This is a genomic window from Rhodococcus sp. DMU1, from assembly GCF_012272955.1.
Taxonomy (GTDB): Bacteria; Actinomycetota; Actinomycetes; order Mycobacteriales; family Mycobacteriaceae; genus Rhodococcus; species Rhodococcus aetherivorans.
The window spans coordinates 5,333,554-5,360,301 of sequence record NZ_CP050952.1; the positions used below are offsets into that span (position 1 = coordinate 5,333,554).

At 70.5% G+C, this 26,748-nt stretch carries 25 protein-coding genes; 11 read left to right on the forward strand and 14 right to left on the reverse strand.

The features are described 5' to 3' along the window. Positions 1–13: 13 nt before the first annotated feature. The 4 genes from HFP48_RS24280 to HFP48_RS24295 all read left to right on the forward strand — a co-directional run bounded on the left by HFP48_RS24280 (position 14) and on the right by HFP48_RS24295 (position 2,746). The gene (locus HFP48_RS24280) at positions 14–664 is read left to right on the forward strand and encodes an arsenate reductase ArsC (protein ID WP_006945075.1); all 651 of its coding nucleotides are present in this window, start codon (positions 14–16) and stop codon (positions 662–664) included. Between the two features lie 19 nt (positions 665–683). Then, on the forward strand, positions 684–1,100 hold the full coding sequence (locus HFP48_RS24285) for an arsenate reductase ArsC (protein ID WP_006945074.1): 417 nt from the start codon (positions 684–686) through the stop codon (positions 1,098–1,100). Positions 1,101–1,221: 121 nt separating this feature from the next. After that, on the forward strand, positions 1,222–1,629 hold the full coding sequence (locus HFP48_RS24290; RefSeq protein WP_006945072.1) for a DUF2703 domain-containing protein: 408 nt from the start codon (positions 1,222–1,224) through the stop codon (positions 1,627–1,629). Positions 1,630–1,678: 49 nt separating this feature from the next. Further along, a complete protein-coding gene (locus tag HFP48_RS24295; RefSeq protein ID WP_168580189.1) occupies positions 1,679–2,746 on the forward strand; it encodes an ArsO family NAD(P)H-dependent flavin-containing monooxygenase in 1,068 nt (355 codons plus the stop codon). Between the two features lie 174 nt (positions 2,747–2,920). On the opposite strand, the gene HFP48_RS24300 is transcribed toward HFP48_RS24295, so the two are convergent. Further along, a complete protein-coding gene (locus HFP48_RS24300; protein ID WP_006945068.1) occupies positions 2,921–3,250 on the reverse strand; it encodes a hypothetical protein in 330 nt (109 codons plus the stop codon). A gap of 541 nt (positions 3,251–3,791) precedes the next feature. Here HFP48_RS24300 and HFP48_RS24305 point away from each other — a divergent pair. Continuing rightward, the gene (locus HFP48_RS24305) at positions 3,792–4,214 is read left to right on the forward strand and encodes a hypothetical protein (RefSeq protein ID WP_102799538.1); all 423 of its coding nucleotides are present in this window, start codon (positions 3,792–3,794) and stop codon (positions 4,212–4,214) included. A gap of 110 nt (positions 4,215–4,324) precedes the next feature. Further along, a complete protein-coding gene (locus HFP48_RS24310) occupies positions 4,325–4,861 on the forward strand; it encodes a DUF1269 domain-containing protein (protein ID WP_072636391.1) in 537 nt (178 codons plus the stop codon). 510 nt (positions 4,862–5,371) lie between these two features. Here the strand turns inward: HFP48_RS24310 and HFP48_RS24315 are convergent. Beyond that, on the reverse strand, positions 5,372–7,435 hold the full coding sequence (locus HFP48_RS24315) for a phage holin family protein (RefSeq protein WP_168580190.1): 2,064 nt from the start codon (positions 7,433–7,435) through the stop codon (positions 5,372–5,374). Between the two features lie 35 nt (positions 7,436–7,470). Between HFP48_RS24315 and HFP48_RS24320 the strand changes: the two genes are divergently transcribed. Beyond that, the gene (locus tag HFP48_RS24320; RefSeq protein WP_006945056.1) at positions 7,471–8,292 is read left to right on the forward strand and encodes an MBL fold metallo-hydrolase; all 822 of its coding nucleotides are present in this window, start codon (positions 7,471–7,473) and stop codon (positions 8,290–8,292) included. 16 nt (positions 8,293–8,308) lie between these two features. Here HFP48_RS24320 and HFP48_RS24325 read toward each other — a convergent pair whose 3' ends face one another. The 4 genes from HFP48_RS24325 to HFP48_RS24340 form a co-directional block, all read right to left on the reverse strand. After that, positions 8,309–9,319, reverse strand: a complete 1,011-nt coding sequence (locus HFP48_RS24325; RefSeq protein ID WP_168580191.1) for a dihydroorotate dehydrogenase-like protein — start codon at positions 9,317–9,319, stop codon at positions 8,309–8,311. Then, positions 9,319–12,891, reverse strand: coding sequence for a pyruvate:ferredoxin (flavodoxin) oxidoreductase (gene nifJ, locus HFP48_RS24330; protein ID WP_168580192.1), 3,573 nt, complete (start codon positions 12,889–12,891; stop codon positions 9,319–9,321). The genes HFP48_RS24325 and nifJ overlap by 1 nt, the downstream gene beginning before the upstream one ends. Next, positions 12,888–14,564 (reverse strand): NAD(P)-binding protein, encoded by a 1,677-nt coding sequence (locus tag HFP48_RS24335; protein ID WP_168580193.1) that lies wholly within the window; start codon positions 14,562–14,564, stop codon positions 12,888–12,890. Before HFP48_RS24335 ends, nifJ begins: the two co-directional genes overlap by 4 nt. Positions 14,565–14,692: 128 nt before the next feature. Then, positions 14,693–15,187, reverse strand: a complete 495-nt coding sequence (locus HFP48_RS24340; protein WP_029546394.1) for an ArsI/CadI family heavy metal resistance metalloenzyme — start codon at positions 15,185–15,187, stop codon at positions 14,693–14,695. Between the two features lie 91 nt (positions 15,188–15,278). On the opposite strand from HFP48_RS24340, the gene HFP48_RS24345 reads away from it, so the two are divergent. After that, positions 15,279–15,638: an Rv2640c family ArsR-like transcriptional regulator gene (locus HFP48_RS24345; RefSeq protein WP_006935749.1), complete on the forward strand. Its 360-nt coding sequence runs from the start codon at positions 15,279–15,281 to the stop codon at positions 15,636–15,638. A gap of 69 nt (positions 15,639–15,707) precedes the next feature. Here the strand turns inward: HFP48_RS24345 and HFP48_RS24350 are convergent, their stop codons facing one another. From HFP48_RS24350 to HFP48_RS24370, 5 genes are all read right to left on the reverse strand, one after another. Then, positions 15,708–16,583 (reverse strand): amidohydrolase family protein, encoded by an 876-nt coding sequence (locus HFP48_RS24350; protein WP_029546395.1) that lies wholly within the window; start codon positions 16,581–16,583, stop codon positions 15,708–15,710. Positions 16,584–16,666: 83 nt separating this feature from the next. Beyond that, positions 16,667–17,422: an ATP-binding cassette domain-containing protein gene (locus HFP48_RS24355; protein ID WP_072636396.1), complete on the reverse strand. Its 756-nt coding sequence runs from the start codon at positions 17,420–17,422 to the stop codon at positions 16,667–16,669. Continuing rightward, the gene (locus HFP48_RS24360) at positions 17,419–18,405 is read right to left on the reverse strand and encodes an iron chelate uptake ABC transporter family permease subunit (RefSeq protein WP_246872473.1); all 987 of its coding nucleotides are present in this window, start codon (positions 18,403–18,405) and stop codon (positions 17,419–17,421) included. Before HFP48_RS24360 ends, HFP48_RS24355 begins: the two co-directional genes overlap by 4 nt. Next, positions 18,402–19,430, reverse strand: a complete 1,029-nt coding sequence (locus HFP48_RS24365) for an iron chelate uptake ABC transporter family permease subunit (RefSeq protein WP_006935724.1) — start codon at positions 19,428–19,430, stop codon at positions 18,402–18,404. The genes HFP48_RS24360 and HFP48_RS24365 overlap by 4 nt, the downstream gene beginning before the upstream one ends. Positions 19,431–19,443: 13 nt before the next feature. Further along, positions 19,444–20,412 (reverse strand): ABC transporter substrate-binding protein, encoded by a 969-nt coding sequence (locus HFP48_RS24370; protein ID WP_006935723.1) that lies wholly within the window; start codon positions 20,410–20,412, stop codon positions 19,444–19,446. A gap of 169 nt (positions 20,413–20,581) precedes the next feature. Here HFP48_RS24370 and HFP48_RS24375 point away from each other — a divergent pair, with 169 nt between their 5' ends. Then, on the forward strand, positions 20,582–21,586 hold the full coding sequence (locus HFP48_RS24375; protein WP_168580194.1) for an acryloyl-CoA reductase: 1,005 nt from the start codon (positions 20,582–20,584) through the stop codon (positions 21,584–21,586). 7 nt (positions 21,587–21,593) lie between these two features. Here the strand turns inward: HFP48_RS24375 and HFP48_RS24380 are convergent, their stop codons facing one another. Beyond that, positions 21,594–22,208 (reverse strand): ribonuclease H, encoded by a 615-nt coding sequence (locus HFP48_RS24380; RefSeq protein ID WP_168580195.1) that lies wholly within the window; start codon positions 22,206–22,208, stop codon positions 21,594–21,596. Between the two features lie 179 nt (positions 22,209–22,387). Between HFP48_RS24380 and HFP48_RS24385 the strand changes: the two genes are divergently transcribed. Together HFP48_RS24385 and HFP48_RS24390 are read left to right on the forward strand one after the other, a co-directional pair. Further along, positions 22,388–23,326, forward strand: coding sequence for a DNA-3-methyladenine glycosylase 2 family protein (locus HFP48_RS24385; protein WP_168580196.1), 939 nt, complete (start codon positions 22,388–22,390; stop codon positions 23,324–23,326). Positions 23,327–23,451: 125 nt separating this feature from the next. After that, on the forward strand, positions 23,452–23,916 hold the full coding sequence (locus HFP48_RS24390) for a MarR family transcriptional regulator (RefSeq protein ID WP_006939806.1): 465 nt from the start codon (positions 23,452–23,454) through the stop codon (positions 23,914–23,916). Between the two features lie 34 nt (positions 23,917–23,950). On the opposite strand, the gene HFP48_RS24395 is transcribed toward HFP48_RS24390, so the two are convergent. Together HFP48_RS24395 and HFP48_RS24400 are read right to left on the reverse strand one after the other, a co-directional pair. Continuing rightward, complete coding sequence (locus HFP48_RS24395; protein WP_006939807.1) at positions 23,951–25,102, reverse strand: acyl-CoA dehydrogenase family protein; 1,152 nt, start codon at positions 25,100–25,102, stop codon at positions 23,951–23,953. A 77-nt stretch (positions 25,103–25,179) separates the two neighbouring features. Beyond that, positions 25,180–26,697, reverse strand: coding sequence for an acyl-CoA synthetase (locus HFP48_RS24400; RefSeq protein ID WP_102800124.1), 1,518 nt, complete (start codon positions 26,695–26,697; stop codon positions 25,180–25,182). Positions 26,698–26,748 lie beyond the last annotated feature (51 nt).

Consider the following 26,748-nt stretch of genomic DNA (forward strand, 5'->3'; position numbering starts at 1 on the left):
CCAGGGAGACGGCATGTCCGACCGCCACCAGCCCGAACTGCTCATGCCGCAGGCAGTACTCCAGCGTGCCGCCGAGCACCTCGCCGACAAGTACGACGGAATCTTCTCCCCGCAGACCGTCGAACGGGTGGTGTTCGAGTCCTATGCGGCACTGCGCCGCACCGCCACCGTCTGCACCCACCTGACCGCGCTCGCCCCGCGGTTCGCCGCCGAACGCCTGACCGCGCTGGCCCAGGCCGAAGGCGCCGTCGCCAAGGACGTTCCGGAGGTGCTGTTCGTCTGTGTACACAACGCCGGCCGCTCCCAGATGGCCGCCGCCCTGCTCGACCACCGTGCCGGTGGCCGCGTCCACGTCCGCTCCGCCGGCTCCGCGCCGATCGCGGCGATCAACCCGGTCGTGGTCGAGGCCATGGCCGAACTCGGACTCGATCTCGGCGCCGAGTTCCCCAAGCCGCTCACCGACGACGTCGTCGCCGCCGCGGACGTGGTCGTGACCATGGGCTGCGGCGACGCCTGCGCCGTCTACCCAGGCAAGCGCTACCTCGACTGGACCGTCCCCGACCCGGACGGACAATCCCTCGAGGTGGTCCGCACCCTCCGTGACGACCTCGACGCCCGGGTCCGCGCTCTGCTCGCCGACCTCACCGCCGTTCCCACCGTCTGACACCCGAAAGGTTCCCTCGATGACCACCAAGCCGTCCGTGCTGTTCGTGTGCGTGCACAACGCCGGCCGCTCCCAGATGGCCGCCGGATTCCTCACCGCCCTCGCCGGCGACGCCGTCGAGGTCCGTTCCGCCGGCAGCGCCCCCGCCGATCAGGTCAACCCCGCCGCCGTCGAGGCCATGGCCGAGCTCGGCATCGACATCTCCACCCAATCCCCGAAGATCCTCACCACCGACGCCGTCGAAGCCTCCGACGTGGTGATCACCATGGGCTGCGGCGACACCTGCCCGGTCTTCCCCGGCAAGAGCTACCGCGACTGGGTGCTCGAGGACCCGGCCGGCAAGGGCGTCGAGTCGGTCCGCCCCATCCGCGACGAGATCAAGACGCGGGTCGAGGCACTGATCGCCGAACTCGTCCCCGGCGCCGTCCGCAGCTGACCCGACCGCAGGGCGGGCCCCGGCCGGATCCGTCGGGACACGCCCTGCGGCCCGGCCGGGTCGGCCACACTGGAGCCCGGGGCGACTCCCACCTTCCCCGCGAACCGAGAAGGGGTGCGCGATGACGGCACTGCCCATCGTCTGGCAACGCCTGGTCAGCCAGGGCCAGACGTGCCGCCGCTGCGCCGGCACCGGTGAGCAGGTCCAGCACGCGGTCGGCACGCTCGAGCAGGTCCTGCGCCCGCTCGGCATCGCACCGCAACTCGAGGTCCGCGAACTCGACGACGCCGCCTTCGCCGCGAACCCGGCCGAATCCAACCGCATCTGGATCGCCGGCCGTCCGCTCGAGGACTGGCTCGACGCCGACGTCGGCAGCAGCCGCTGCTGCTCGGTGTGCGGCGACTCCCCGTGCCGGACCGTCGCACTCGGACCGGTCACGTTCGAGGAGATCCCCGAACGACTGATCGTCAAAGCCGCCCTGATCGCCGCGGCGAGCCTGCTCGACGCCCCCGAACACCCTGACGGCTGACACCGGTAGCTCTGCGCACGACGACGGGCCACGGGTGACGAGGGAGACGATGAGCGCGATCGAGGTGGACGTCGTGGTGATCGGGGGCGGGCAGGCCGGCCTGGCCGCCGGGTACTACCTGCGCCGGGCCGGGCACGAGTTCGTCATCCTCGACGACCGGCCCGCGCCGGGCGGGGCGTGGCCGCACACCTGGCCGTCGCTGCGGCTGTTCTCCCCCGCGGAGTACGCGTCGCTGCCGGGATGGCCGATGCCGCCGTGGCGGGACGGGTTCCCACCCGCTCGGCATGTGATCGAGTATCTGACCGCGTACGAGCGTCGCTACGGCCTGCCGGTGCGGCGGCCGGTGCGGGTGCGGGCGGTCACCCGTGACGACGACCGGGAGCGGCTGCGGGTGGACACCGCGGAGCAGGTGTGGCGGGCACGGCGGGTGATCAGTGCCACCGGCACCTGGCAGCAGCCGTTCTGGCCCGTCTATCCCGGAGCCCGCAGCTTCGCGGGCAGACAGTTACACACCGTGCAGTACCGCACCCCGGGTGAATTCGCCGGTAAGACGGTGGTGGTGATCGGCGGCGGCAACTCCGGGGCCCAGCTGGTCGCCGAGATCTCGGAGGTCACAGGCACCACCTGGGTGACCCCCCGGCCGCCGCGATTCCTGCCGGACGACGTCGACGGACGCGTGCTGTTCGAGATGGCCTCGCGGCGCGCGCTGGCGCTGGCGGCCGGACGCCCCGATCCGGGCGGCATCACCGACCTCGGTGACATCGTGATGGTCCCGGAGGTCCTCGCGGCCCGGGACCGCGGCGCGCTGGATCCGCTGCCGATGTTCGACCGACTGACCCGTGACGGCGTCTTCTGGGACGACACCGGCGAGAGCCGGCACGCGGAGGTGATCGTGTGGGCCACCGGTTTTCGACCCGCCCTGACGCCTCTGCGGCCGTTGCACCTGCGTGGGCCGGACGGTTCGATCGCTGTGGCGGGCACCCAGGCGTTGAAGGAACCCCGGCTGCATCTGCTCGGCTACGGGGACTGGACCGGCCCCGGCTCGGCCACGCTGATCGGGGTCGGGCGCACCGCCAAGGCCGCCGTCGCCGGGCTGGCGATGGACCCCAGCCCCTGAGCCCCCGTCGTTGATTCGTGTCGGATTCCCAACCGTTTCAGGACGTGACTCCGGTTTCGGGCATGGGTGTGTCGCCGACACCCTGGCTGCGTGCCGAGCATCCCGCCCGCCCGGGTGTGGTGGACGACCGTCGACTCCGGTTCCGACCCGGGTCTCGCCGTCTCTTGTCACCGCCTACGACAGGCGTGATGAGCGACGCACGAGAACGGCCCACCGCACCCGGACGCTGCTCGCGGTCCGCACCTCGCCGGTCTCGGTCACCGCGGGCGGTTCGGGAGTGCGCATCGGTTCTCGAGACTCCGGTGCACGGTGGTACGTCGCGTCGAGTGTGCGCGTGGCGGCCCGTTCGACCAGCAGGGGGACGAAGTCTCGGATGCGGCATCCGTCGAGCCGGCCGAGCGTGGCCTCGATCAGGCCCCCCACCACCTCGGGGTCGAGGTCGGGGTAGCGCTGGCCGAGTCGGATTCGGACGACGTCGATGGCGTGCACTTCGCTGTCGTCCATGAGAAGTATTGTCCCGCAGAACAGGACGGGTAGGAACACGTTTCGATACCACTTCGATCTGCGCACCCGCGGCGGAATCAGGCCCCTCTGCACGAGGCCGGTGGGGTCTGTTCGGATCGTCGGCCGGCCCGGGTCATGTCGAACGCCTGCGGCGGTGGGCACGGGCCGGCGGCGGGCCACTCGATGACGAGATGGTCGATCGGGCCCGTCTCGTCGCTGTCGATAACGGCCGTCGCAGAGCCTCTCCCACTGTAGCGAAACGCTCGGACCGACTCCGCCCGAGGCCCTGTCCTCTGCACGGCGGGTCGTGTACGGGGGCAGGAACCGGGTTCGTCGTTGACGGTCGCCCTGTGTGCCCACCTTCGGCGCGGTGTCCGCCCGGGGAAGGCACCTCGTGCAACCGAGCGAAAACACGTGAGACCGTTTCCCGGACCACGCACCGTTCACCCCGGACGGTGAGGAAGATCAGCACTTTCCCCGAGGCGGATGCGGGATCGGCGCATACTGCTGATGTCTCATCCAACCTGTGAAGGGGACCGCCATGTCCGAGGATGTACGTCACGATCCGGGAAGCATCAGCGTCAAGCAGGGCATCGCGGCGGGCACGTCGGTGGGGGCGGCGGTCATCATGGCCACCGTCGGCATCGTCCAGTTGCTCCAGGGCATCGCCGCGGTGGCCGAGGACGAGTTGTTCGTCCAGGGCCCGGAGTACACGTTCAAGTTCGACTTCACCGCGTGGGGGTGGATCCACATCGTCCTCGGGGTGGTGTTGGTGGTCGTGGGCATCGCCTTGATCACCGGCGCAACGTGGGCGCGGGTAGCGGCGATCGTCGTCGCGGCACTGTCGATCCTGGCGAACTTCCTGTGGCTGCCGTACTACCCGTGGTGGTCGATCCTGATCATCGCCTTGGACGTGGTGGTCATCTGGGCGGTGTCGACCTGGAATCCGCGAGCCGACTACTAGGACGAATCCTGCCGTCGGGCCGAGCTTCGCCCTCGGCAACGCGACGGCCGTCAGGCGCTGACGTCCGTCGGTCAGCCCCTGCAGGTCGATCAGATTTCGGAGGTTTGCACATGAGCAAGCACGAGCACGACATCCTGTACGTGAGCGCTGCGGCATACGACAGCGTCGACGACGCCGTAGCGGACTACGAGGCACTCGAGCAGCTGTACCGCGAGATACGCACCTCCCACGACTTCGACGCGTCCGTCATCGCCAAGGACGAGAACGGGAAGGTCCACATCGTCAAGAAGCACGAACAACCCACCCGCCACGGGGCAGCGGTCGGCCTCGGCTGGGGACTGGCGGTGGGTGTGGTGGCGGCGCTGTTCCCGCCCGTGGGCATCGGTCTCGTCGGCGCCGCCGCCGGCGGGACGGCCCTCGGGGCCGTGGTGGGGCACGCCAGCGACCGGATGAAACGCAGCGACGTCAAAGAACTCGGTGAGACCCTCGACGAGGGCCAGGCCGGCGTGATCGTGGTGTACGAAACCAACCTCGCCGATCAGATCGTCGCAAACATCAAAGCCGCCAACCGGATCGTCTCCAAAGCCACCGACATGGCCGCCGACCAACTCGCCATCGACATCAGGAACGCCGAGCAGAATCGATAACCTCCCGAACGCTCGCATCGCCCCCTGAGCGCGGCGTTCGAGCGCGTCCGCACACGGCCGCATACCTGCCGCTCAGGCCGGCCATCCCGGCGTCGTGCCCAGCCCGCGCCACTCGCTGTCCCAGGCCGCCCCTCGGCGATGCTCGGCCCACCGGGTGCAGCCCGTACAGCCCCGCGCCTGCCACCGCCGTCACCGTCCACACCGTGAGGGCCGCGACGACGGCGGTGGCGGCACTGTCCGCCCCGCTCCGCGGAGGGGCGACCGGAGTGCCGGTCACATCGACCCATTCGATCCGGTCGTACCGGCGCATCAAAGGACTGCGGCTCCACGGGGCCCGACGCCACAGGCGAACGGTCCGGGACGGTCCGGTCTCCATCACCTTCACCCCGCCGCCTCGGGTCAATCGAACACACGGTCGCGGTGAGCCGGCGCTCGTGAGCGGGCACAGGGGCTGCCGGGTCGAGGCGGTGGTGGCGCTGGGACAGCGACCTCGGCCGGTCTGTCCCGCGGTCAGCCCCGGGATGCCGGGCGTCCCGGGTCATCCGCACCGGTCGTCGCGTCCTGCTTCGTCACCGCTGGGCGCGGCCCCGTCGAAAAATCCCGCCAGCCGACGAGCACCGTGTGCACGGTTTCGGCGCCGTGCAGCGGTTCGGGCGGGGCGGGCAGATCGGCGGGGTAGACGAGAAACGGAGTGCTCTGCGGTCCGCCCATGCCGCCGTGCGAGCCGACCTGCTCCTCGAACGCCGCGACCTCGTCGGTGTCGGGCCAGTACGTGCCGCCGACCATGATGTCGGCAACGTTGTCGAAGGTGTCGGTGCGACGCACCTTCGCCAGCGCGTCGGGGCCCATCACCGCCAGCGGGTTCCGGCCGGTGACCTTCCCCGTGGTCACGTCGACCTCGCCGTGGGGCCCGAGCACCACGGACCCCCCGGGAGCGGCCACGAGCAGGAAGCCGATCCCGGGATGCTCGCGCAGCCCGGTGAGCAGACCGGGGTGGGCGGCCTCGATGGCGTGGACGTCGGCGCGTCCGGGCAGGTGCGGGAAGTAGACCAGGCCGAGGTTGCCCGAGCCGAGCACGATCGGCTCACCCGCGCCGGCGTGTGCCTCCTCGGCGGCGGCCGGCGAGTGCACGCTGGCCGCGGCGTAGGCGCGCCCCTCCGACCCGGGCTGGGCGGAGACGTCGGATTCGCGCTCGTACCAGTGGCGCTTCGCCGGTTCGCGCCGGGTGGCCAGCCGGATGACCAACTGCCCCAAGGTTTCCCCGTAGCGTTGCAGAAAGGTCGCGCCCTGACTCTGCCCGTGGTCGGACAGCACGACGACGCGGTAGGGCCGATCGGCCTGCGCCACCACGGCGAGCAGCATCTCGACGACGTCGTCGAGTTTGGTCAGCACCGCGAGGGTCTCGGGCCGGGAGATGCCGGAGTGGTGCGACACCTCGTCGTAGCCGATCAGGTCGACGTAGACGACGCTGCGCCCCTTGATCAGATCGCCCACCACCGCCGCGACGGCGACATCGGTGGCGAGCACGGTCGCGAACGCCCGCACGAACGGATAGAGCCCGCCCCGCGGCACCCGCGGCTGGATATCCTTCCGCTTCTGCCGCAGCGACTGGCGTAGTTCCCGTTGCAGTTCCGCGAGCATCCGGATGAACGTGCGCAGCGCGCTCGCCGGGTCGGCGAAGTAGTCGCTGTAGCCGGCACCGCCGCCGAGGCGGGCACCGCGCATCCGGCTGACGACGAGCACGTTGTCGTGCGCGCCGCCGGTGAACAGGTTGCCCCGGCTCGTACCGTCGTGCGCCAGCAGGCCGGGGATGTGGGTGCGTTCGAGTTCGCGTTGCTCGTTGTCGACCGGGTTGCTGAACACAGAGACGTGCTCGGTGGTCTTGTCGTACCAGCGGAACGCCGGCACGTTGTGGTTGGAGCCGTGCAGCACGCCCAGCTGGGTCGCACCCGTCTGACTGCTCCAGTCGGTGTGCCACGGCATCAGCCGGTGGGTCTCGCGCACCAACTTCGCCAGCGCGGGGGTCACACCGTCGGCGATCGCGCGACGCAGCACGTCGTAGCCGAGGCCGTCGATCTGGATGCACAACAGCCCCGGGGACGCGTCCACGAGTGCGGTGTTGCGACGCAACCGGAACCGCTGTCGGCGCACCTGCATCAGCCGGTACGCGGTATCGGAACGGGACGCGATGGCGCCCGAGACGACGGAGGTGAACAGCGAGAGCAGCGCCGCGAGGTAGAACGCATCCCGGCGCTGGTCCACCGACGCGACCGGTACCAGGTAGAGCGTCAACAGCATGATCACACCGCCCGCCACGAACACCCCGACGAACAGCAGCACCGGACCGATCCACGACATCAACCGCATCATCACCGGCCACAGCGCCGCGTTCAGGAGGCCGAACACCAACGCGAGCACCAGCGCGGCCGGCAGCGTCGGTAGCGGAGTGAAGCCCGACGGGTCCAGGGTGATGCCGTCGAGGATGCGGTCGAGCACGATGAGCGCGAGCGCCGACGACCCCCACAGCACCAGGAACTCGACGAGCACCCGCACCATGCCGCCCACCGTGCGCATCGCGGCCCCTTCCCTCGTCTGGAATCGTAAGGGTCGTGAGCACGCCACCGGGTCCGGATGCCGCCACATCCGGTGTGCGCTGGCTCGGACATGCCAGCGCGCTGATCATGGACCGCGGGACGGTCGTCCTGACCGATCCGGTGCTGACCGACCGCGTCGCGCATCTGCGCCGCCGCCGGGGGCCCACCCCGATCGGGCCGCACGTGCGCAACCCGGACGCCGTCCTGCTCTCGCACCTGCACGCCGACCACACCCACCTGCCGTCGCTGCGGCTGCTCGACCCGGACGTTCCGATCGTGGCCCCGTGGCGGGCGATCGACGGCCTGCCCGCGCTGCGCCGATTCGCCGACCGCCTGGTGCCGCTGCGGCCCGGCGACGAGACACGGATCGGCACGCTCACCGTCCGGGCGGTGCCCGCCCGACACGACGGGCGGCGCTGGCGACGCGGCCCGGAACTCGCCCCGGCGATCGGGTACGTCGTCGAGGGGGACCGGCGGACCTACTTCGCCGGCGACACCGACCTGTACCCGGACCTCGCCGACCACGTCGGCCCGGTGGACCTCGCGTTGCTGCCCGTCGGGGGCTGGGGTCCGACCCTCGGCAACGGCCACCTCGACCCGTCCCGGGCCGCGGTCGTCGCGCGCCTGGTGGCAGCGGGCCTGGCGGTGCCGATCCACTACGGCACGCTGTGGCCGATCGGCCTCGACGCCGTACGCCCCCGGTTGTTCTTCGGTCCGGGCGCCGAATTCGTCCACCACGCCCAGCGGGCGGGGATCGTCGCGGTGGAATTGCCCCCGGGTGGCGCACTCGGCGCACCGGGCGCCGGCCCCGGTTCGCCGGGACCACACCGCGTATGAACTCGGCCACCTCGGCTCACGGGATGCCGTAGGCGCGGTGGTCGGCCTCGCGGAGCGCGCTCACGTAGTCGCCCCGTCCGCGGCCGGTCCCGTCCGCGCCGGGCGGCACGGCGAGCATCCCCCGGAACTCGTCGACGCTGCGATACCCCTTGCGGCGCATCCACTCGCGCACGCCGTCGAGCAGGACAGCGGCGTAGTCGGGACCGTGGCGCAGCAACGCCGAGGCGGACTGCACGACGTCCGCGCCGGCGAGCAGGTACTTGATCACGTCGGTGGCGTCCTCGACGCCGGTGGTCGCGGCCAGGTCGGCACGCACCCGTCCACGCAGCAACGCGATCCAGGTCTGCGGCAGCCGGGTTTCCGCGGCGGTCGAGAGGGTCACGGCAGGCACCACGGTGAGGGTTTCGGGATCGATGTCGGGCTGCAGCAACCGGTTGAACAGCACCAGCCCGTCGGCCCCGGCCTCGTCGAGGCGAAGCGCCATCTCGGCGATCGAACTGAACTGGGGGCTCACCTTGACCGCCACCGGCACGGTGACGGCGTCCGCGACCCGGGCCAGGACGTCGAGGTGCCGTTGTTCGACGTCCCGGCCGCTGATGTGCGGATCACCGGGCAGGTAGTAGATGTTCAGCTCGATCGCGGCCGCACCGGCGTCCTGCATCGACCGGGCGTAGCCCGCCCACCCGCCCGGGGTGACGCCGTTCAGGCTGCCGATCACCGGGACGGCGACTGCCTGCGCGGCGCGTTCGAGCAGACTCAGGTAGCGGCGCGGTCCGTGGTCCTCGACGGCTTCCTCCGGAAAGTACGACAGGGACTCGGCGTAGCTCTGCGAACCGTGCTCGGTCAGTGCCGCATTGCGCTCCGCTTCGCGCAGCAGCTGCTCTTCGAACAGCGAATAGAGCACCACCGCACCGACGCCTGCCCCGGCGAGCCGCCGGACACCGTCGACCGTGCGGGACAGCGGGGATGCCGCCGCCACCAGTGGGTTCGGCAGGGCCAGGCCCAGATACCGCGTCGACAGGTCCATCAGCGGTCCTTGCGGGCGTCGGCGGTGAAGTGGTGCGACCCTTGCGACGCCATGTCCTCGTACCGGTCCCAGCGCTGAGCGATCGCCTCCTCGGAGAGGCCGAGGAGCCGGTCGTATTCCGCCGGATCGGTGTTGGCGAGCGCGCGGTACCGCAGTTCGCGGCTGCGGTAGTCCTCGAGCGGAATCCTCGGCCGGTGCGAATCGAGCAGGAACGGATTCTGCCCGGCCGCCCGCAACACCGGGTCGTAGCGGATCAGCGGCCAGTGCCCGCTGACCACCGCGCGGTACTGCTGGTCCATCCCGTGACGCATGTCGATGCCGTGCGCGATGCACTGACTGTAGGCGATCACGAGCGAGGGTCCCTCGTAGGCTTCGGCTTCCCGCATCGCCTGCAACGTGTGTTGCGGATCGGCGCCCATCGCGACCCGGGCGACGTAGACGTTGCCGTAGGCGATGGCCTGCAACGCGAGATCCTTCATCGGGACCGTCTTGCCGCCGGCGGCGAACTTCGCGATCGCCCCGAGCGGGGTGGCCTTGGACATCTGCCCCCCGGTGTTGGAATACACCTCGGTGTCGAGGACGAGGACGTTGACGTTGCGACCGCTGGCCAGGACGTGGTCGAGGCCCCCGGCACCGATGTCGTAGGCCCAGCCGTCGCCGCCGACGATCCACACGCTGCGCCGCACCAGGTGGTCGAGCACACTGCGCAGGTCGGCGGTCACGGCGGGATCCAGCTCTGCGAGCAGGGTTTCGAGTTCGGCCACCCGCTCCCGCTGGGCGCGCAGCTCGGACTCGCGCAGTTGCGACGCCGTCAGGATGTCGTCGACGAGGTCGGCACCGATCGCCTCGCGCAGTTCGGTCAGGCGCCGCCGGGCGAGCCGGGTGTGCTCGTCGGCGGCCAGCCGGAACCCGAGCCCGAATTCGGCGTTGTCCTCGAACAGGGAATTGGACCAGGCGGGGCCGCGTCCGTCCGCGTTGGTCGTCCAGGGGGTGGTGGGCAGATTGCCACCGTAGATCGACGAGCAGCCCGTAGCGTTCGCGATCATCAACCGGTCGCCGAACAGCTGGGAGAGCAGCTTGAGGTACGGGGTCTCCCCGCAGCCCGCGCAGGCGCCGGGAAACTCGAACAGCGGCTCGAGGAACTGCGTTCCGCGGACGGTGCCGAAGTCCACCCGGGCCCGGTCGGCCGTCGGCAGCGTCTCGAAGAAGGTGATGTTCTCGCGTTCGGGGGCCACCCGTGGTTCGCGGGGGGCGAGGTTGATGGCCTTGGTCACCGTCGCGCCGGGGGCCACGGCAGGACAGGCCTCGACGCACAGCCCGCATCCGGTGCAGTCCTCGGCGTAGACCTGCAGGGTGTACCGGGCATCCGGCAGGCCCACAGCGCCCAATGCCGCCGAGCCGAACTGCTCCGGGGCACCGTCCAAGTGGGACTTGTCGTAGAACTTGGTACGGATCACGCTGTGCGGACAGACGAAACTGCAGTTTCCGCACTGGATGCAGGTGTCCGGGTCCCACACCGCGACCAGTTCCGAAATGTTGCGCTTCTCGTAGGCGGTGGTGCCGCTCGGGTAGGTGCCGTCCACGGGAAACGCGCTGACCGGCAAGGCGTCCCCGCGCCCGGCCATCATCTCCGCGGTGACGGTGCGGACGAACTCGGGCGCGTACTCGGGCACGATCGGCGCCGGCACCCGCGTGGTGGTCACCCGGTCGGGCACATCGATCCGGTGCAGCTCTTCCAATGCCCGGTCCACCGCGGCCAGTTCGCGCCGCAGCACGTCGGCTCCGCGGTTGCCGTAGGTCTTCTCCACCGACTTCTTGATCCGGGCGACGGCCTGCTCGCGCGGCAGCACATCCGAGATCGCGAAGAAGCAGGTCTGCAGCACGACATTGATCCGCCCGGCGAGCCCGACCTCACGAGCGATCCGGCCCGCGTCGACCGCATACAGCGTGATCCGTTTGTCGAGGATCTGTTCCTGGACCCGGCGGGGCAGCGCGTCCCAGACCTCGTCCGGCCGGTGTCTGCAGTTCAGCAGGAGGGTCGCTCCCGGCGCGGCCGGCCCCAGGACGTCGATCTTGTCGAGGAATCGGAACTGATGGCAGCCGACGAGGTCCGCGCGGCTCACCAGATACGGTGCGCGGATGGGCCGCGGCCCGAAGCGCAGGTGCGAGACGGTCTGCGAGCCGGACTTCTTCGAGTCGTAGACGAAGTAGCCCTGCGCGTGCAGGTGCTCCTCGTCGCCGAGGATCTTGATGGTGTTCTTGTTGGCCCCGACGGTGCCGTCCGAGCCAAGGCCGTAGAAGATCGCCCGCACGGTGTCGGAGGATTCGATGTCGAAGGACGGGTCGTAGGTGATGCTGGTGCCGGACACGTCGTCGTCGATGCCGACGGTGAACCGGCGCCGGGGCCGCTCGCGGGCGAGCTCGGTGAAGACGCCGGCGACCATGCCGGGCGTGAATTCCTTCGACGACAGGCCGTAGCGTCCGCCGCAGACCCGGGGCATGACGGCCCGCTCACCGTCGGCATGTGCCTCGGCGAGGGCCGCGACGACGTCGAGATACAGCGGCTCGCCGAGCGAACCCGGTTCCTTGGTGCGGTCCAGCACGCCGATCGTGCGCACCGTCGCCGGCAGCGCCGCCGACAGCGCCTCGGCGGGGAAGGGCCGATACAGCCGCACCTGCACCACCCCGACCCGCTCACCGCGGGCGGTGAGCGCGGCGGCGGTTTCGGCCGCGGTGTGCGCCCCGGACCCCATCAGCACCAGCACCCGTTCCGCCTCGGGGTGCCCGGTGTAGTCGACGATGCGCATGTCGCGGCCGGTGCGCTCCCCCAACCGCGTCATCAACTCGTCCACCACCGCCGGAACCCGGGCGTAGAACGGGTTGACCGTCTCACGCGCCTGGAAGTAGGTGTCCGGGTTCTGCGCGGTGCCCCGGATGAACGGCCGCTCCGGCGACAACGCGCGTCCGCGGTGCTCGCGGATCAGCTCCTCGGGCACCAGGGCCCGCAGGTCGTCGTCGGCCAGCGTCTCGATGGTGTTGAGCTCGTGCGAGGTGCGGAAGCCGTCGAAGAAGTGCACGAAGGGCACCCGCGTCCGCAGGGTGGCGGCCTGCGCCACCAGCGCCAGATCGTGCGCCTCCTGCACCGAGGCCGAGGCGAGCAACGCGAACCCGGTCTGGCGCACCGCCATCACGTCCGAATGGTCACCGAAGATCGACAGTCCCTGCGCGGCCAGGGACCGGGCGGCGACGTGCATGACCGCCGAGGTCAGCTCGCCGGCGATCTTGTACATGTTCGGGATCATCAGCAGCAGCCCCTGCGACGCGGTGAACGTCGTCGCCAGTGCCCCGCCCTGCAGCGCGCCGTGCAGCGCGCCCGCCGCGCCGCCCTCGCTCTGCATCTCCACCACACTCGGCACGGTGCCCCACACGTTCGGCCGGTGCCGGCTGGACCATTCGTCGGCCAGCTCGGCCATCGCCGACGACGGGGTGATCGGATAGATGCAGCACACTTCATTGAGCCGGTAGGCAACCGACACGGCCGCCTCGTTACCGTCCACCGTGGCACGCGTCATGTCGGCTCCGGAAACATCTCGATGGCGTGGACCGGGCACTGCTCGAAGCACTCTGCGCAGCCGGTGCACTTGTCGTAGTCGTACCGGTAGCCGTGGCCGGCACCCAGCTTGACGATCGCGTCCTCCGGGCACGCGCCGAGACAGCCGTCGCACTCGAAGCAGTTGCCGCACGACAGGCACCGGCCCGCCTCGAACGTCGCCGCCTCGGCCGATACCCCGCCGACCACCTCGTCGAACCCGGAAACGCGTTGGTCAACAGGCAGTTCGGGCTGCACCCGCCGATCCGCGTCGGCGAAGTACCACAGGTGCAGCTGGTCGAACGTCGCGATCGGATGCTTGGCAGGCCGCTCGTCGGGCACTCGGCGCAACCAGGCGTCGATGTGGTGTGCCGCCTTCTTCCCGTGCCCCACCCCCACCGTCACGGTGCGCTCGCCGGGCACCATGTCGCCGCCCGCGAACACCCCGGGGCAACCGGTCATCAGCGACCCGTCCACCCGCACGCTGCCGTCGCGCTCGAACTCGACTCCGGGCAGCGTGCGCATGAACGCCGACTCGGTCTCCTGGCCGATCGCCATGATCAGGGTGTCCGCGGCCAGGGTCTCGAAACGTCCGGTCGGCCGCGGACGACCGGACTCGTCGAGTTCCATGACCTCGACCTGCAGTTCGGGACCGTCGAAGGCGGTGACCGTGCGCAGCCAGTTGATCCGTACGCCTTCGCGTTCGGCGTCCTCGGCTTCCTCCTCGTGGGCGGACATCTGCTCGCGGGTGCGGCGATAGACGATGACCGCGTCCTCGGCCCCGAGCCGGCGGGCCACCCGGGCCGCGTCCATCGCCGTGTTGCCGCCGCCGTAGACGGCAACGTGCCGCCCGACGGCCGGGGGTTCCCCGGCGGCGACACCGCGCAGGAACGACACCGCGTCGATCATCGTGCCTGCGTCGCAGGCCGGGATATCGACCCTTTTGGCCAGATGCGCGCCGACCGCGACGAACACCGCGTCGAAACCACCCTCGGCGCGTTCCGCCGCGAGGTCCTCGACCCGGTGGTTGCAGGTCAGCTCCACGCCCAGCGCCGCGACCCGCTCCAGTTCCACCTCGAGCACGTCGCGCGGAAGCCGGTAGTTCGGGATGCCGTAGCGCATCATCCCGCCGGGCTCGGCGCCGGCGTCGCGGATCTCGACGTCGTGGCCGCGGCGGGCGAGGTGACAGGCAGCGGACAGCCCGCTCGGTCCGGCACCGATCACCAGTACCCGCTTGCCGCTGCGGGCGGGCGGCGGCTCGAACATCCAGCCCTGCTCGCGCGCCCGGTCCCCGAGAAACCGCTCCACCGAATGGATGGACACGGCGCTGTCCAGAGTGGCGCGGTTGCAGACGGATTCGCAGGGGTGGTAGCACACCCGGCCGTGGATGGCGGCGAACGGATTGTCGGCGACCAACTGCCGCCAGGCCTGCTCGTAGCGGCCGGCCTTCGCGTGCGCCAGCCAGGCCTGGATGTTCTCCCCGGCGGGGCAGCGGGCGTTGCACGGCGGCAACAGGTCCACATACACGGGCCGACGCCGGCGCACCGTCCCCGCGCGGGGACGGCCGTGCACCAGATCCGGCAGCGGTGTGAGCTCCTCCGACGGCCGGGCCGGACGCCCGCCCGTCGCCCCGCCACTGCGCTCGTCGGCAGTCATCCCCTCACGATAGGGCTCCGGCCGGGTGTCCGGCACCGGATTGCGGCGGCACGGACGTGCCGACGACCCGTCTCCGACGGATCGGGCCCGCTACGGACGTGCGTCCGTAGCGGGCCCGTGGGTGTCGCTCAGCAGCACGTCGTCGCGGCGGGCGCCTTCTCGGTGCCGGTCGCCGGTTCCTGCTCGGCGGCGGTGCCGCAGCAGACTCCCTCCGAGTTCTCGCCCTGGTCGAGCAGCTTCGGGCTCGTGCCGAAGGTGTCGCTGTCGGCGAGGACGGTGTAGACCTCCCACTTCTCCCCCGCCGGGCCGGTGACCCACACCTTGTCCTGGGTGGCGAAGCAGCACGTGGTGCCGATCTCCTCGTCGGTGAACAGTCCTTCGTCCGTGAGGCGGGCGATTTCGGAGTGCACCTTTTCGCTCGACTCCACCTCCACCCCGAGGTGGTTGATCGAGCCGCCCTTGCCCGCGTTCTCGATCAGGACGAGCTTCAGCGGCGGCTCGGCGATCGCGAAGTTCGCGTAGCCGGGCTTCACCTTCGCCGGCTCGGTGCCGAACAGCTTCGAGTAGAACGTCACGGCCTCCTGCAGATCGTCGACGTTGAGGGCGAGCTGAACGCGGGACATGATGACCTCCACCTGTGAGACATACATCGAATTAGTACGCCCACTGTCACCCCCTTTTTGACATATGTCAAGAGGGGTGGATGATGGGGACATGCCCAAGGCGCTCCCGGTCATCGACGTCTCCGCCCCCATCTGCTGCGCGCCGGTCTCGGCCGCACCGATGAGCGAGGCAGCCGCCCTCGAGGTGGCGCTGCGGCTCAAGGCGCTCGCCGACCCGACCCGGATCCAGCTGATGTCGATCCTGCTCACCACGCGGGAGGACGACGTCTGCACGTGCGACCTGGCGTCGGCCGTGGGCCTGACGGAGTCGACCGTCAGCCACCACCTCGGCCAGCTGCGCAAGGCCGGGATGGTGCAGTCCACGCGCCGCGGCATGAACGTCCACCATCGCGCCTGCAACGAGGCTCTGCAGGCACTGCGTCTCGTCCTCGACCCCAACTGCTGCACGTGAGAGGGGCCGAATGTCACATGGGTTCGATCACATCGAACCCATGTGACATTCGGCCACACAGCCCCCGGCTCACACCGCGCCGAACAAGACCTGTGCGTTGTCCCAGCACACCGCGCGGACCCATTCGCTGCCGAGACCGAGCCGTTCGACCGCCTCGAGCTGATGGACGTACGGGTACGGGATGTTCGGGAAGTCGCTGCCGAACAGCACCTTCGAACCCAGTGCCTGCAGCCGCGGCAGCTCGTCCTCCGGGAACGGCATCGACTCCTGCGTGAAGTCGGTGAACGCCATGGTGGTGTCCAGGTGCACCCGCGGGTACTTCTCCGCCAGATCGAGGAACTGGCGGTACTCCGGCATGCCCATGTGCGCGACGATCAGCGCCAGCCGCGGGAACCGTTCCAGCAGCGCGGCGATCGGTCCGGGCCCGGTGTGCGTCCCCGGAGCCGGTCCCGATCCGCAGTGGATCACGATCGGCACGCCGGCATCCTCGAGCAGTCCCCACACCGGGTCGAGCAGCGGGTCGTTGGGGTCGTAGTCGCCGACCTGGATGTGCGACTTGAACACCCGTGCCCCGTGCTCGAGTGCCGCGGCCACGTAGCCGGCGGCGTCGGGCTCGGGATAGAACGTCGCGGTGTGCAGGCAATCGGGGGTGCGGGCCGCGAAGTCCACCGCCCACGCGTTCAGCCACGCGGCCATCGCGGGCTTGTGCGGATAGAGCATCGCCGTGAACCGGCGGACCCTGAAACCCCGCAGCCGCTCGACGCGCTCCTCCTCGGCGTGCCGGTAGGTGATGGGCCACGCCCGGCCCACCAGCGGCCCGGCGGAGTCGAAGTAGCTCCACACCTTGTCCATCACGTTCGACGGCATGAAGTGGGTGTGCACGTCGATCAGGCCGCTGAGGCCGTGCCGGGCCCGGAAGTCGGCCACCTGCTGCGCTTCGTCCATCACCCGAAGGTAGCGACCCCGTCGCCGGTGCGTCTTTTGGGCTGCCCCAGCCGCCCGAAGGACACACCGGCGCCGGAGGCGCCTCAGAAGTACACAGCGATGCGACGGCCGTCGATCTCGTGCACGGCGATGTCCATGTCGTACACCTTGCGCAGCACCTCGGGCTGCAGGATCTCGTCGACGTCGCCGTCCGCGACGACGGCGCCGTCGCGCATCGCGACGATGCGATCCGAGTGGCACGACGCGAAGTTGATGTCGTGGATCACCAGGATCACGGTCTTGCCCATCTCGTGGGCCATGCGTCGCAGCAGCTGCATCATGTGCTGCGAGTGCTTCATGTCCAGGTTGTTGAGCGGTTCGTCGAGCAGCACGTAGTCGGTGTCCTGCGCGAGCACCATCGCGACGAACGCGCGCTGCCGCTGTCCGCCGGAGAGCTGGTCGAGGAAGCGGTGCTCGAACCCGCCCAGGCCGGTGTACTCGAGGGCGCGGTCGACCGCGTCGTGGCAGGCCGCCGAGAGCCGGCCCTTCGAATGCGGGAATCGCCCGAACTCGACGAGTTCGCGCACCGACAACCGCACCGCCGTGGTGTTGTCCTGGCGCAGCACCGACAGCTTCTTCGCCAGCGCGTCCGAGGGGGTGGCCCGCAGGTCGAGCCCGTCGATGCTGACCGATCCGGCGTCGGTGTCGAGCAGCCGCGCGACGATGGTCAGCAGTGTCGACTTGCCGGCACCGTTGGCACCGATGATCGACGTGAGGCCGCCGCGCGGGACGTCGAGGTCGACGGGTCCGAGCACGGTGGTGCCGGCGTAGTTCTTGGCGAGGTCCCGAACGGTGATCACAGGCGCGCACCCCTCACGAGCAGGGAGATGAAGTAGATGCCGCCGACGAAGTTGACGACGACGATGAGGCTCGAGTTGTAGTCGAGCAGCCGGGCGAGGACGAACTGCCCGCCGACCAGGGCGACGATCGCGACGAGCGTCGCGGCGGGCACCGTCCAGCGGTGCCGGAACGTGCCGACGAGTTCCCGGGCCAGGTTGGCCACCAGCAGCCCGAGGAACGTGATGGGCCCGACGAGCGCAGTGGCCACCGAGACCAGCACCGCGACGACGATCAGCGCGCGGGTGACGACGCGCCGGTGGTCGACGCCGAGGCCGATCGCGTGCTCGCGGCCCAGTGCGACGACGTCGAGTTTACGCAGCAGCGGCACCGAGAACGCCGTCGCCGCGACGACGAGCAGGGCCGACACGGCGAGCAGGTCGACCTGCACGTTGTTGAAGCTGGCGAACAGCACGTCCTGCAGGGTCATGAAGTCGTTGGGGTCGATCAGCCGCGACACCAGCGACGACAGCCCACCGAACAGCGCGCCGAGCACGATGCCGACGAGCACCAGCACGTACAGGTCGCGGGATCCGCGGTCGAAGAGCCATCGGAACAGCACGAGCGCGAAGCCGACCATGGCGAGCACCTCGACCCCGAACTTCAGGCGCGGATCCAGTGTCGCGAGGGCGCTCGCGCCGAACAGGAACACCACGAGGGTCTGCAGCAGCATGAACAGGCTGTCGAAACCCATCACGCCCGGGGTGAGGATGCGGTTGTTGGTGACGGTCTGGAAGATCACCGCGGCGAAGGCGGTGGCGTAGCCGACGAGCACCATCGACAGCACCTGCCGGCCGCGGATCTTCATGGCGAAGTCCCACGAGCCGGTGACGAAGAGGAACAGGTAGGCGCACACCGCCAGTGCGGCGACGACGGCGAGCACGACGAGCACACGGGCAGGGTTCCGGCGACTCGTCACGGCGGGTGCGGCGACGGCCGGGCTCATCGCGCACCTCGCCGGGTGCGCAGGATCAGCGCGATGAACACGACGGCGCCGACGACGCTCGCGACGGTGCCGACCGGGATCTCGTACGGGTAGCGGAGGACGCGGCCGACGACGTCGCACGCGAGCACGAATCCGGCGCCGGCGAGCGCGGTGATCGGCAGGACGCGGCGCAGGTTGTCGCCGAGCGCCAGGGTGACAAGGTTGGGCACGACGAGACCGAGGAACGGGATGGCGCCGACGACGACGGTGACGACGGCGGTGGTGACGGCGACGACGACCATCCCGATGTTGATCACCAGCTGGTACGGGACGCCGAGGTTCTTCGCGAAGCCCTCACCGAGGCCGGCCACGGTGAAGCGGTCGGCGTATAGATAGGCGACGGCCATGACGGCGACGACGACCCAGATGATCTCGTAGCGGCCGCGCAGGATGCCGGAGAAGTCACCGCTGGTCCAGGTGTTCAGGGCCTGCATCAGTTCGAGCCGGTAGGCGAAGAACGTGGTGACGGCCATGACGACGCCGCCGAACATGAGGCCGACGAGCGGTACGACGATCATGTCGGTGAACCGGACGCGGCGCAGGAGCCGCAGGAACAGGAAGGTGCCGACGAGGGAGAAGGCGACGGCGACGAGCATCTTGCCGAGCACGGACTGTCCGCCGAGGAACAGGGTGGCGACGAGGATGCCGAGCAGGGCCCATTCGACGGTGCCGGCGGTGTCCGGCGCCACGAACCGGTTGCGGGTCAGGTGCTGCATGATCAGGCCGGACACGCTCAGGGCGGCGCCGGCGAGCAGGATCGCGATCAGGCGGGGCACGCGCGAGACGAAGAACACCTCGAGGGTCGCGGTGTCGCCGCGCAGCAGGTCGGCGGGGGTGACGTCGGCGACGCCGACGAACAGGGACGCGAAGGCGGCGACGGCGAGCAGCGCCGCGCCGATCAGGACGGGACGCAGACGCGCGGCGGGGCCGGCGGCCGCACGCGGGGTGCGGTCGCCGGCCCTGCCGGTCGTTACCGGGGAGCTCACGGGCGGGAGGCGGTCATGCCGCCGCGGCCTTGCCGACGGCCTGCCCGACGACGTCGATCTGCGACTGGACGGAGCTCAGCGCGCTCGGCGCCATGTACCAGGTGTACAGGTCGAGGTAGGTGATCCGGCCTTCCTTCGCGGCGGTGGTGCCGCCGACGAGCGGGTTGTCGAGGACTCGGGACGCGTTGGGGCCGGTAGTGTCGCCGAGGGGTGCCTCGCGGTCCTGAACGAACATCAGGTCGGGGTCGGCCTGGGCGATGTACTCGAAGGACACGGCGTCACCGTGGGCGACGTCGTCGGCGAAGGTCTCCGACACGGGCTTGACGCCGAGGTCGTGGATGATCCCGTACCGGGAGCCGGGTCCGTACGCGGTGACCTCGGCGGCCTCGACGCGCGTGATGAGTCCCCGCAGGTTCGCCTGTGCGGCGGCAGCGGACACCGCGTCGAACGACGCCTCGATGCCGGCGAACTTCTCCTCGAACGCGCCCTCGGCGCCGAAGATGGTGGCGAGGTTGCGGTTCTGCTTCGCGACGCTGGCGAGGAAGTCCTTGGCGTCGACGGAGAGGTCGACGGTCGGGGCGATCTCGCTGAGCGCGTCGTAGCTGGTGGCCGACCGGGCGGCGACGATGATGAGGTCGGGCTCGAGGGCGTTGACGGCCTCGAAGTCGGGCTCGAACAGCGAGCCGACCTTGGCGACGTCGTCGCCCCGGTAACGCGCGAACGATTCGGGCCAATTCGTGAGCGCGGGGACGCCGACGGCGTCGGGCAGGTCGAGGTCGATCATGGACTGCAGCACGCTCTGGTCGAAGACCACGACCCGTTCGGGATCGACGGGCACCTCGGTATCGCCCTGGGCGTGACTGATGACGACGGTCTCGCCGGTCTCCGCCGCGGTGTCGGAGGAGGTGTCGGAGGAGCAGGCGGAAAGCCCGAGCGAGGCGGCCGCGACTAACGCGACGGCGGCGGACAACCGGATACGCATGGGCAATCTCCTTGAAAATTGAACTTCCGAGGTAGACGGAGCCACCCGCGCAGCCCCACCCACCGCCTCGAACTCAGCCAAGCATTGCCTAACTTAGCATGCCTTTACTTACTGTTGGCAAGGGTCGTGTCGCCCCACGGACGAGCGCGCCGCCACTACGGTCGGACCCATGACCTCCACCACGTTCTCCGCCTGGGTCGCGCGCGAGCACGACGACGCGATCGACTTCGCCCCCGAGACCGTCGACGAGACGATGCTGCCCGACGACGGCATCACCGTCCGCGTCCTGCATTCGAGCATCAACTACAAGGACGCCCTCGCCGTCGTCCCGCGCGGCGGCGTGGTCCGCAACTACCCGATCATTCCCGGCATCGACCTCGCCGGTGAGGTCGTCACCTCCGATCACCCCGACTTCGCGCCCGGGGACCGGGTCCTTGCGCACGGCTACGAGATCGGCACCGGCCGCCACGGCGGCTACGCCGAGTACGCCCGCGTCCCCGCCGACCAGCTCATCCGGCTCGGCGAGCTCTCCACAGCCGACGCCGCCGCCATCGGCACCGCCGGATTCACCGCGGCGCTGAGCGTGCAGGCCCTGCTGCGGCACGGCCTGACCCCGGACGACGGGCCCGTCGTCGTCACCGGCGCCTCCGGCGGCGTGGGCACCGTCAGCGTCGACCTGCTCGCCGCCGCCGGATTCGAGGTGGTCGCCTCGACCGGCAAGCCGGAAGCCCACGACCTGCTCACCGAACTGGGCGCCGCCTCGGTGATCGGGCGGCTGCCCGAGGACCCCGATGCGAAGCCGCGACCGCTCGGCAAGGCGATCTGGGCCGGGGCCGTGGATTGCGTCGGCGGCGCCACACTCGCCCATGTCCTCAGCACCGTCCAGTGGGGCGGCGCGGTCGCCGCCAGTGGACTCACCGGTGGCGCCGCCCTGCAGACCACGGTGATGCCCTTCATCCTGCGCAGCGTCGCCCTGCTGGGCATCGACTCGGTGCAGCTGCCCATCGGTCCGCGCCGGGCGCTGTGGGAGCGCCTCGCGGGCGACCTGCGACCCCGGCACCTGGCCGACATCACCCGCCACATCCCCGCGCGAGAGCTGGTGCCCGCGCTCGACCTCGTGCGGGCCGGCAAGTTCACCGGCCGCGCGGTGATCGAGGTTGCCGGCGGATTCTGACGGCTCGTCAGAAGAGGGTGAGCTCGACCTCCTCGACCACCTTCACCGTCCGGCGCACCGCCTTCTTCGCCCGCGCAGGCGCGGCGGTCGGCTCGGGCCGCGCGGGTGCGGCGGTCGGCTCGGGCCGCGCACGCGCGGCGGTCGGCTCGGGCCCGGCCGGTTCGGAGACGGGCGCGTTCGGGGCGGGCGGGGCCGCCGCCTGCGCGCGCGCCGCCTCGCCCGCGAGGGTGTCGGCGAGTTCGTTGAAGTGGTTGCCGACGTGTCCGCGCACCCACCGGAACCGCACCGGCCCGGACCGGTCGGCGAGGACGCGGTCGATGGCCTGGACCAGATCGAGGTTCTTCACCGGCGCGCCGGTCGCCGTCTTCCAGCCCTTGCGCTTCCAGCCGGGCAACCATTCCGAGGCGCACTTGATGGCGTACTGCGAGTCGGATTCGATGATCATCGGTTCCGGACCGGGATGGGCCTTCAGCGCCTCGAGCAGCGCCCGCAGCTCGGCGATCTGATTGGTGCCCGAGCGCTCCCCACCCGAGCGACTCGGCCCCTCGTGATTGACCCACGCCCATCCGATGGCGCCGCCCGGATTGCGAAGGCAGGAACCGTCGGTGCTCACGATGATCATGTGCCAGACCATATCCCGTGGCAGGGGCGACGTCGCGCCCGAGGCGCCGACGCGCCGCGGCCGCGCAGAAATCGCGGCACCCCTCGGCGTGCCGGCGCGAGAAGCGCACGCTCGGCGGGTCGCCGCCCTCGATCCGCACCTCGTCGCACGGTCACCTCGTCGCACAGTACGGTGGACCGGTGCCCGCCCCCGCTCCACCCAGCACCGGCGCGCTCGTCGTCCGCGCCGAGCTGCCTCGGCCGGTGGACGTCGCGCTGACGTTGCAACCCCTGCAGCGCGGGCCCTACGACCCTTGCCATCGCCGCGACGGGCAGGCCGTGTGGCGCACGTCCCGGTTGGCGTCGGGGCCGGTCACCTACCGGCTCGTGCAGGACGGTCCGCGCGGCGTGCGCTGCCACGCGTGGGGTGCCGGGGCCGAGGAACTGTCGGCACACCTTCCCGCCCTTCTCGGTGCCGAGGACGACCCGACCGGGTTCCGGCCCGAGCATCCGAGCCTGGCCGAGGCCCATCGCCGCCTGCCGGCCCTGCGGATCCCGCGCACCGGCCGCGTCCTCGAGGCCCTGGTCCCGGCGATCCTCGAACAGCGGGTGCACAGCGTCGCCGCGTTCGCGTCGTGGCGGCGGCTCGTCACGTGGTTCGGCGACGTCGCGCCCGGTCCGGCACCGGAGGGGATGCGGGTGCCCCCGGCCGCCGAGACGTGGCGCCGCGTCCCGTCGTGGGAGTTCCACCGCGCCAACGTCGACCCCGGCCGGGCCCGGACCGTCGTGAGCTGCGCCCGGCTGGCCGACCGCCTCGAGCGGCTCGTCGACCTCGCGCCGGCCGAGGCGCAGCGGAAGCTGCGCTCGATCCCGGGCGTGGGCGTATGGACCGCCGCCGAGGTCGCGCAGCGCGCCTTCGGCGACGCGGACGCGCTGTCGGTGGGCGACTACCACCTCGCGACGATCGTCGGCTGGTCGCTGCTGGGCGCACCACTCGACGACGCCGGCATGGTGAAGTATCTGGAACCGCTTCGGCCGCACCGTTATCGAGCGGTGCGACTGATCATGGCGACCGGCGGGGCGGGGCGGGTCCCGCGACGGGGACCACGCACGCCGATCACCGATCACCGCGGGCGCTGAGCAGTTCCCCCGCGCCGGTCGCGCCGCCGGGGCCGGAATCGTCGGCCCGGTACCGCGGGGCTGCGCTGCCGCGGCGCCGACGGCTGACCGTCGGATTTCCGGCCGTCGAACCGTACCCTGGTGGCATGTCCGACCCAGACATTTCGACCGCGCCCACGAGGCTCGAGCGGCTCCCGAGCTGGCTGCTGACCCAATCCGCCCGCCACGTGCACCGGGTGGTGGTCGACCGGCTCGGCCAGGCCGACGCCCGCGGCTACCACTACCGCGCGCTCGCGGCACTCGAGGAGTACGGCTCGCTGTGTCAGACGGATCTCGGCCGTCGCGCGGGGATGGACCGCAGCGACATCGTCGCCACCGTCAACGAGCTGGCCGACCGGCGGCTCGTCGACCGCAGCCCCGATCCCACCGATCGGCGCCGCAACATCATCAGCGTCACCCGCCGCGGGCGGCAGCACCTGCGCACCCTCGACGACGTGCTCGTCGCGGCGCAGGACGAGGCGTTCGCGCCGCTCGACCCGACCGAGCGCGACCAGCTCGCCGTCCTGCTCGCGAAGGTGCTGGCCCACCACACCCGGCAGGCCGGCAGGTGAAGGGTTCCTCGCCGGAACCCACTCGGGGGCGGGCTCAGAGGGAGCGGGCGATGATCTGCTTCATCACCTCGTTGGCGCCTGCGTAGATCCGCTGCACGCGGGCGTCCTCGTACATCCGCGCGATCAGGTACTCGCGCATGTAGCCGTAGCCGCCGTGCAGCTGCACGCAGCGGTCGATCACCTCGCACTGCCTGTCGGTCAGCCAGTACTTGACCATCGCGGCGTCCGCGTCGTCGAGCTCGCCCTTCAGGTGCTGCTCGATGCAGTGATCCAGGAATACCTGGCACGTCCGGGCGATGGTCCGGCACTCCGCCAGCTCGAACGCGGTGTTCTGGAACTCGAACAGGCTGTGCCCGAACGCCTGCCGCTCCTTCGTGTAGCGGACGGTCTCCTCGACCGCGCGCTCCATCGCGCCGGCGGCCTGCGCGCCGATGATCAGCCGCTCCTGCACCAGCTGCGCCATCAGCTGCGCGAAGCCCTGCCCCTCGCTCCCGCCGAGCAGGTTCGCCACCGGCACCCGCACGTCGGTGAACGACAGCTCGGAGGTGTCGGCGCCGTGCTGGCCGACCTTGTCCAGCACCCGCCCGACCGCGAAGCCGGGGCAGTCGCGCAGGTCGACGATGAGCAGGGACACGCCCTTGGCACCGGCCTTGGGGTCGGTCTTGACGGCGAGCACGATGACGTCGGCCGACGAGCCGTTGGTGATGAAGGTCTTCGAGCCGTTGACCACGTACGTGTCGCCGTCGCGGATCGCGGTGGTCTTGATGGCCTTGAGGTCCGAGCCGGCGCCCGGCTCGGTCATGCCGATCGCGCCGAGGATCTCACCGGTGGCCATGCCGGGCAACCAGGTCCGCTTCTGCTCCTCGCTGCCGTACTCGAGGATGTAGTGGGCGACGATGCCGCTGTGCACCGAGATGCCCAGTGCGAGGTCACCCGAGTAGCCCTGCGCCTCGAAGACGGCCAGATCGTGGGCGAAGGTGCCGCCACCGCCGCCGTACTCCTCCGGCACCGAGCACAGCAGCAGCCCGAGCTTGCCTGCGGCGAGCCACACGTCGCGATCGATGCGCCGCTGCGCGTCCCACTTCTCGGCGCGGGCCATCACCTCGCGCTCGAAGAAGTCACGGGCGAGTTCGGAGACCGCCTGTACCTCGTCGTCGTGCCAGGACGGCACGTGCTTCTTGACCATCGGTGTCCTTCAGCCTTCCGTCGCGTGTGACCGAATGTCACACCGCTTCACTTCGATCGAACTCATGTGACATTCGGTCACGTGGTGCGCAGCTCGCGCTTGAGCAGCTTGCCACTCTGGTTGCGCGGCAACGTGTCCACGAACCGGACGAGCTTCGGCACCTTGAACGGCGCGAGCCGCTGCTTGACGTGGTCGATCAGCTCGCGCTCGTCGACATCCGCGCCGTCGCGCAGCACGACGACGGCGGTGACGGCCTCGATCCACTTCTCGTCGGGCGTGCCGATGACCGCCACCTCGGCGACGGCCTCGTGGGTGTAGAGCGCGTCCTCCACCTCCCGGGAGGCGACGAGGATGCCGCCGGTGTTGATGACGTCCTTGATGCGGTCGACGACGGTGATGTAGCCCTCGGCGTCGCGCGTGACGAGGTCGCCGGAGTGGAACCAGCCGTCGCGGAACGCTTCCGCGGTGGCCTCCGGGTTGTCCCAGTAGCCCAGGCACAGCTGCGGCGACCGGTACAGCACCTCGCCGGACTCACCGTCGGGCACGTCGTTGCCGTCGGCGTCGACGACGCGGGTCTCGACGAACAGCACCGCCCTCCCGCACGACGACGGCCGGTCCTCGTGCTCCTCCGGGCGCAGAACCGTTGCCAGCGGACCGATCTCGGATTGACCGAAGCAGTTGTAGAACCCCAGGTCGGGGTAGCGCCCGCGGAGCCGGTTCAGCACGGTGACGGGCATGATCGACGCGCCGTACTGGGCCTTGCGCAACGACGACAGATCGCGGGTCTCGAGGTCGGGGTGGTTCGCCAGCGGCACCCACACCGTGGGGGCGAGGAACAGCGAGCCGATGCGCTCGGACTCGACGAGCCGGAGGATCTCCGGGATGTCGGGGGCGGGCAGCAGCGTGATCGTGGCGCCGACGGCCAGGTACGGCATCATGAACACGTGCATGCCGGCCGAGTGGTAGAGCGGCATGCAGACCAGCGGGTTGTCGTCCGCAGCCAGGTCCAGCGCGACGATCGACGAGGTGTACTCGTGCACCAGCGCCCGGTGGGGCATCATGGCGCCCTTGGGCTTCGACGTGGTGCCGGAGGTGTAGAGCAACTGCACGAGGTCGGCGTCGGAGACGGTCACGTCGAGTTCCGGAACCTCGCCCGCGCACGCGGCGGTGAGCAGCGAGTCGTCGGCGTCGCGTAGCGGCAGGACGTGTTCGGCCGGGACGTCGGCGAGCACCTGCTCGAGGTTGCCGGCCAGGGCGGGGTCGACGAGGACGGCACGCGCCCCGGACTGGCCGAGCAGGTAGCTCAGCTCCTCGCCGCGCAGCGCGTAGTTGATCGGCACGTGTACCAGGCCGGCCCGGGCGACGGCGAGGTACCCGACGACGTAGGCGTCGGAGTTGGTGCCGTACGCGGCGACGCGATCGCCCTGGTCCAGGCCCAGCGCGCGCAGCCGGGCGGCCGCCCGGGTGACCGCGTCGTCGAGTTCACGGTAGGTGAGGGTGCGGTCGCCGAACCGCAGGGCGGTGCGGTGGGGGAAGCGGGCGGCGCTGCGGTGCAGCACGCCGTCGACGGTGTTCGCGCGCGGGTCTGAGCTCATGATCGGACACGTTATAGGACGTCCAACCAATGGTCCAGACTTAACGCTCGA

What these genes read in the sequence shown, in the direction of transcription:
- HFP48_RS24280 (WP_006945075.1), top strand. Translation starts at nt 14, where the DNA reads ATGTCCGACCGCCACCAGCCCGAACTGCTCATGCCGCAGGCAGTACTC.
- HFP48_RS24295 (WP_168580189.1), top strand. Translation starts at nt 1,679, where the DNA reads ATGAGCGCGATCGAGGTGGACGTCGTGGTGATCGGGGGCGGGCAGGCC.
- HFP48_RS24375 (WP_168580194.1), top strand. Translation starts at nt 20,582, where the DNA reads ATGACCTCCACCACGTTCTCCGCCTGGGTCGCGCGCGAGCACGACGAC.
- HFP48_RS24400 (WP_102800124.1), bottom strand. Translation starts at nt 26,697, where the DNA reads ATGAGCTCAGACCCGCGCGCGAACACCGTCGACGGCGTGCTGCACCGC.
- HFP48_RS24395 (WP_006939807.1), bottom strand. Translation starts at nt 25,102, where the DNA reads ATGGTCAAGAAGCACGTGCCGTCCTGGCACGACGACGAGGTACAGGCG.
- HFP48_RS24335 (WP_168580193.1), bottom strand. Translation starts at nt 14,564, where the DNA reads ATGACTGCCGACGAGCGCAGTGGCGGGGCGACGGGCGGGCGTCCGGCC.
- HFP48_RS24290 (WP_006945072.1), top strand. Translation starts at nt 1,222, where the DNA reads ATGACGGCACTGCCCATCGTCTGGCAACGCCTGGTCAGCCAGGGCCAG.
- HFP48_RS24360 (WP_246872473.1), bottom strand. Translation starts at nt 18,405, where the DNA reads ATGAGCCCGGCCGTCGCCGCACCCGCCGTGACGAGTCGCCGGAACCCT.
- HFP48_RS24310 (WP_072636391.1), top strand. Translation starts at nt 4,325, where the DNA reads ATGAGCAAGCACGAGCACGACATCCTGTACGTGAGCGCTGCGGCATAC.
- HFP48_RS24300 (WP_006945068.1), bottom strand. Translation starts at nt 3,250, where the DNA reads ATGGACGACAGCGAAGTGCACGCCATCGACGTCGTCCGAATCCGACTC.
- HFP48_RS24345 (WP_006935749.1), top strand. Translation starts at nt 15,279, where the DNA reads ATGCCCAAGGCGCTCCCGGTCATCGACGTCTCCGCCCCCATCTGCTGC.
- HFP48_RS24305 (WP_102799538.1), top strand. Translation starts at nt 3,792, where the DNA reads ATGTCCGAGGATGTACGTCACGATCCGGGAAGCATCAGCGTCAAGCAG.
- HFP48_RS24370 (WP_006935723.1), bottom strand. Translation starts at nt 20,412, where the DNA reads ATGCGTATCCGGTTGTCCGCCGCCGTCGCGTTAGTCGCGGCCGCCTCG.
- HFP48_RS24315 (WP_168580190.1), bottom strand. Translation starts at nt 7,435, where the DNA reads ATGCGCACGGTGGGCGGCATGGTGCGGGTGCTCGTCGAGTTCCTGGTG.
- HFP48_RS24285 (WP_006945074.1), top strand. Translation starts at nt 684, where the DNA reads ATGACCACCAAGCCGTCCGTGCTGTTCGTGTGCGTGCACAACGCCGGC.
- HFP48_RS24380 (WP_168580195.1), bottom strand. Translation starts at nt 22,208, where the DNA reads ATGATCATCGTGAGCACCGACGGTTCCTGCCTTCGCAATCCGGGCGGC.
- HFP48_RS24350 (WP_029546395.1), bottom strand. Translation starts at nt 16,583, where the DNA reads ATGGACGAAGCGCAGCAGGTGGCCGACTTCCGGGCCCGGCACGGCCTC.
- HFP48_RS24325 (WP_168580191.1), bottom strand. Translation starts at nt 9,319, where the DNA reads ATGGACCTGTCGACGCGGTATCTGGGCCTGGCCCTGCCGAACCCACTG.
- nifJ (WP_168580192.1), bottom strand. Translation starts at nt 12,891, where the DNA reads ATGACGCGTGCCACGGTGGACGGTAACGAGGCGGCCGTGTCGGTTGCC.
- HFP48_RS24340 (WP_029546394.1), bottom strand. Translation starts at nt 15,187, where the DNA reads ATGTCCCGCGTTCAGCTCGCCCTCAACGTCGACGATCTGCAGGAGGCC.
- HFP48_RS24390 (WP_006939806.1), top strand. Translation starts at nt 23,452, where the DNA reads ATGTCCGACCCAGACATTTCGACCGCGCCCACGAGGCTCGAGCGGCTC.